General features: G+C 51.7%; 5 protein-coding genes and 2 pseudogenes. 4 read left to right on the top strand and 3 right to left on the bottom strand.

What is annotated here, in order from left to right; all coding sequences use genetic code 11:
- Positions 1-235: 235 nt before the first annotated feature.
- Positions 236-313: pseudogene (locus tag BBW68_RS17930) on the bottom strand (IS6 family transposase); the annotation flags it as partial.
- Positions 314-692: 379 nt separating this feature from the next.
- Here BBW68_RS17930 and BBW68_RS10595 point away from each other — a divergent pair.
- From BBW68_RS10595 to yciA, 3 genes and pseudogenes are all read left to right on the top strand, one after another.
- Positions 693-1,424: a YciC family protein gene (locus BBW68_RS10595; RefSeq protein ID WP_070135334.1), complete on the top strand. Its 732-nt coding sequence runs from the start codon at positions 693-695 to the stop codon at positions 1,422-1,424.
- A 74-nt stretch (positions 1,425-1,498) separates the two neighbouring features.
- Positions 1,499-2,038: a septation protein A gene (locus BBW68_RS10590; protein WP_070135333.1), complete on the top strand. Its 540-nt coding sequence runs from the start codon at positions 1,499-1,501 to the stop codon at positions 2,036-2,038.
- 69 nt (positions 2,039-2,107) lie between these two features.
- Positions 2,108-2,538: pseudogene (gene yciA / locus BBW68_RS10585) on the top strand (acyl-CoA thioester hydrolase YciA).
- 19 nt (positions 2,539-2,557) lie between these two features.
- On the opposite strand, the gene BBW68_RS10580 reads toward yciA, so the two are convergent.
- On the bottom strand, positions 2,558-3,217 hold the full coding sequence (locus BBW68_RS10580; RefSeq protein WP_070135332.1) for an energy transducer TonB: 660 nt from the start codon (positions 3,215-3,217) through the stop codon (positions 2,558-2,560).
- 203 nt (positions 3,218-3,420) lie between these two features.
- On the opposite strand from BBW68_RS10580, the gene BBW68_RS10575 reads away from it, so the two are divergent.
- Positions 3,421-3,717, top strand: a complete 297-nt coding sequence (locus BBW68_RS10575; RefSeq protein WP_070135331.1) for a YciI family protein — start codon at positions 3,421-3,423, stop codon at positions 3,715-3,717.
- Here BBW68_RS10575 and BBW68_RS16675 read toward each other — a convergent pair.
- Positions 3,657-3,884 carry a YciY family protein gene (locus tag BBW68_RS16675; RefSeq protein WP_083264877.1) on the bottom strand — a complete coding sequence of 76 codons (228 nt, stop codon included), beginning with the start codon at positions 3,882-3,884 and terminating at the stop codon, positions 3,657-3,659. The two genes, BBW68_RS10575 and BBW68_RS16675, sit on opposite strands and share 61 nt — an antisense overlap.
- Between the last annotated feature and the right edge of the window lie 112 nt (positions 3,885-3,996).

Raw genomic sequence — 3,996 nt, 5'->3', positions numbered from 1 at the left:
ATCACTTTACCATCGCCAGATCTTTGCAACAATGCCGGAGAAGCCGGGGTTTGCGGTGCTAATGAAGGGCTTCCTGGGTACCGACCCGTACCAGTGCATCCTGTGCAAGGGCCGACTGCGTTTTGCCGGCGCTCAGGCAGGAACGCAGGCGATGGCATGACTGTCGGAAAGGTTGCGTGGAATGGAGAAAAAGCGATGGTTGCGGATGCCTGAGCCGGATTAGTGTGCCTGAAAAGATGCCATATTTGCAGTACCAGCGGACGGCCCACAGGATAATATGACGCTCAAAATGTCGACCTTTAAATAGGTTCATGTGCTGCTCCTTCAACTAAACAGTGGCATCAGTTTACCATCGCCAGATCTTTGCAACAGTGCCAACTGGGCTGTATCCGACTGTTTTACAAAAGGTTATGCAATTAAGGGACACAGCCTAAAATTTACACCATGTCCCAAGACTCTACCGGGCTGATTGCAGCAGGCTCACGGGATCTATTCATGCCGGTGCGGAAAGCAGCCCTCCTTCCTGATACCAAGCACCTGGCTTCGCGCGATAATATTGAGATCAATTTTTGTGAAGTTCACTCAGAGGTAATAACTTCTTTAATCGAAAGTTATGTCAATTTGGGTGCCAGCACCCTGCCAGACCATGTACAATGCCCGGATCTATAACACTGGCCTTTCAAGGAGAGTACATGTCTATCACGGCGAGTTCGCTATATCGTGACACGGGGAATTTCTTCCGCCATCAGTTGATCACTATCGTGCTGATGGCGCTGTTAACTTCGTTTATTACAATGCTTATCGGCAAGGCATTAACGCTAGGCGTCGATGACATTCAGATCCTAGGTGAAGGCGCTGCTGATTCCGCTAGCGGCCTGATGGAGATGATCCGTAATATGTCCCCGGAACAGCAGCAGGTGCTGCTGCATGCTTCCGCTGCCGATACTTTTGCTTCACTGGTGGGTAATGTCCTGCTGCTGGGCGGAACGCTGAGCCTGATCCCACTGGCGTCATCAGGCTCAGGCCAGCGCATCAGCGCGCTGCGTGCTATTGGGGCATCCGCTCCGCGCTTACCGGCACTGCTGCTGGTCACCATCCTGATGACCGTACTCATCCAGCTGAGCTTTATGGTGCTGGTGGTTCCCGGCGTGCTGCTGGCCGTTACCTTGGCACTTTCCCCGATCATCCTGATGACTGAAAAAGTGAGGGTAATCGCCGCTATGCGCGCCAGCATGCGTCTCGGCTGGAGCCAGATGAAACTGATCGCCCCGGCGGTGATTTTATGGATTGTGGCGAAACTAGTGGTGGTGCTGGCATCGTCGCTGCTGCCGGACGTCGCTTCTGTGGTGCTCAACGCGCTCGGCAACCTAGTTTCAGCCATACTGATTATCTATTTGTCGCGCCTGTATATGCTGTTACGTTAATTAACCAGTAATGCCTCGACAGAGGCATTACTGGTTAATGATATTTCGCGTTCATCTGTTATTTGGAAGCCGCTATGAAGCAGTTACTCGACTTTCTTCCCCTCGTGGTGTTTTTTGTTTTTTACAAGCTCTACGACATCTATGTTGCCTCCGGCATACTGATTGCCGCCTCAGCGCTGGCACTGGCGGCTGGCTGGCTGCTTTATCGTAAAGTTGAAAAGATGTCGCTGGTGACCTTCGCGTTGGTCACGGTGTTTGGCACGCTGACTATTGCGCTGCACAACCCGGACTTTATTAAGTGGAAAGTCACTATCATCTATGGTCTATTTACCCTTGCGCTACTGTTCAGCCAGTGGTTTATGAAACAGCCGCTGATCCAGAAGATGCTGGGTAAAGAACTTCAGCTGCCTGAATTCGCTTGGCGCCGCCTGAATATTGCTTGGGCACTGTTCTTCCTCGCCTGCGGCCTCGCTAATATTTATGTCGCCTTCTGGCTGTCGCAGGATATTTGGATTAACTTTAAAGTCTTTGGCCTGAGCGCCCTGACGCTACTGTTTACGATACTGTGCGGCGTCTACATTTATCGTCTGATGCCACAACAAGAAGAAAAATAGCCCATCATTGCCCGGATATTTAAGCCGGACGAATTGAATGACCGGAAGCAAGCCATTCGAGAGCACACAATGAGCAAACAACAACGATTACCGCCGGGCGAGATGGTGCTGTGTAGGTTGGCGATGCCTGCAGACACCAACGCCAACGGCGATATCTTCGGTGGCTGGCTGATGTCACACATGGATATGGGCGGCGCTATTCTGGAGAAAGATATAGCGGAAGGTTGCGTGGTCACCGGGCGCGCCGACGGCATGACCTTTCTGAAACCGGTCGTGGTGGGCAATGTCGTAACCTGCCATGCGCGCTGTATCAAAACCGGTACCAACTCCATCACCATCAACATCGAGGTGTGGATTAAGTAAGGTGTTGTCTGAACCCATTGGGCAGCGCTTACTGCACTACCGAAGCGGTATTTATCTATGTTGCCGTCGACCCGAAAAGTAAACCGCTGCCGCGACCCGCCGATAAGAGCCACTTTGAGCTCGACCCGCAGGCATAAAAAAGGGCTTTCGCTTTTTTTATTCGATGGATGTCCCGCCGTTAATCTTAAACACGATATTCATCGTCAAGTCTTTCCCCGACTTACCGGCTTCATAGCGCCATTTGCGCATCGCCTGTTTCACTACCCGTTCAAACATATTGCGCGGTTCGGCCGACAGGATACGGATATTATCCACCTGGCCGGAGCTATCAACGTCAAACTGCACCCGCACACGCCCTTCCACACGCAGGGCAAAAGCACGCGCCGGATAGTCTGGCTTACCGACGGTTAACGCACGCAGCCCAGTTGAGACGGCGGTAGACGGCACCGGTGAAGTCTTCAGCACGGTGGACGGCTTACTCTGCTCTATGGGTTTAGTCTCCAGCGGCGCTGCTGCCGGGCGAGGTTTCACCTCTCTCTTTGGCTTGACCACCTCTTTCCTTACCGGCTTTGGTTCAGGTTTAGGGATCGGTACCGGCTCAGGTTGCGGTACCACTTCAGGCGGTGCAGACTGCGGTTCCGGCTGCACTTCAGTTGCCACTATCGACACGATAATATGCTGAGACGCTTTAGGCATTTCGACCACCTGATGAAATGAGGCATACAGCAGTGCCCCGATCGCTAAACCATGCAGTACGACCGAAATCAGCAGTGGTAAAGGTAAGCGGCGAGATAGTTCAGTTGTCAGCGTCATCATAATCTTTCTGGTCAAAATGTGAATTGTTGATTCTAAATACAAATAGCAATCAATTTCAATAAGCACGCACGGTCAATCGTCGATTTCGACTTTAAAACGCCACAAGCTGACCTTTATCAAGGCTAGGATACGCTTTAGTTTGCATAAATGTTAACGATCACTTAACGTGATGCCGAATCTCATCCCAGACAGGAGTTTTGAAGGTGCTCTACGTAATTTACGCTGAAGATAATAGTGACTCACTGGAAAAACGCACCGCCGTGCGCCCTGCTCACCTTGCCCGCCTGCAGCTGCTGCGTGATGAAGGTCGTCTGATTATTGCTGGCCCGATGCCCGCAGTGGACAGTAACGAACCAGGCGTTGCCGGTTTCAGCGGTTCAACCATCATTGCCGAGTTCCCCTCACTGGAAGCCGCAGAGTCATGGGCGCAGGATGATCCCTATATTGCAGCCGGGGTATATAAGCAGGTTGCTATCAAGCCGTTTAAACGCGCTTTCTGATTTAACAGCCCGGTGATATCGCTATACCCGGGCCTATTACCCGCCTCAGGTAATCTGTGTAATAAAAAAATAGAACGGCGTTGCTGCTGGCTCACTTGGTAGCGGAAAGAGTGCATACGTCCGTAGCGACGAGACTGCCCCTCTAAGCAACGCGACCTGCGCCGCACGCTACCTTATTTCTATCGTCTCATTACACCCTCTAATTTGTTCAGGAAAAACTTGTTCTTGCCCCGTCATCTCCAGACAGCTTTTGTATCTTAAGTTAACGATGCCTGCTGC

Source organism: Candidatus Erwinia dacicola (genome assembly GCF_001756855.1).
GTDB classification, from domain to species: Bacteria; Pseudomonadota; Gammaproteobacteria; order Enterobacterales; family Enterobacteriaceae; genus Erwinia; species Erwinia dacicola.
This window is presented reverse-complemented; position numbering and strand designations above follow the sequence as displayed.

What these genes read in the sequence shown, in the direction of transcription:
- BBW68_RS10595 (WP_070135334.1), top strand. Translation starts at nt 693, where the DNA reads ATGTCTATCACGGCGAGTTCGCTATATCGTGACACGGGGAATTTCTTC.
- BBW68_RS10590 (WP_070135333.1), top strand. Translation starts at nt 1,499, where the DNA reads ATGAAGCAGTTACTCGACTTTCTTCCCCTCGTGGTGTTTTTTGTTTTT.
- BBW68_RS10580 (WP_070135332.1), bottom strand. Translation starts at nt 3,217, where the DNA reads ATGATGACGCTGACAACTGAACTATCTCGCCGCTTACCTTTACCACTG.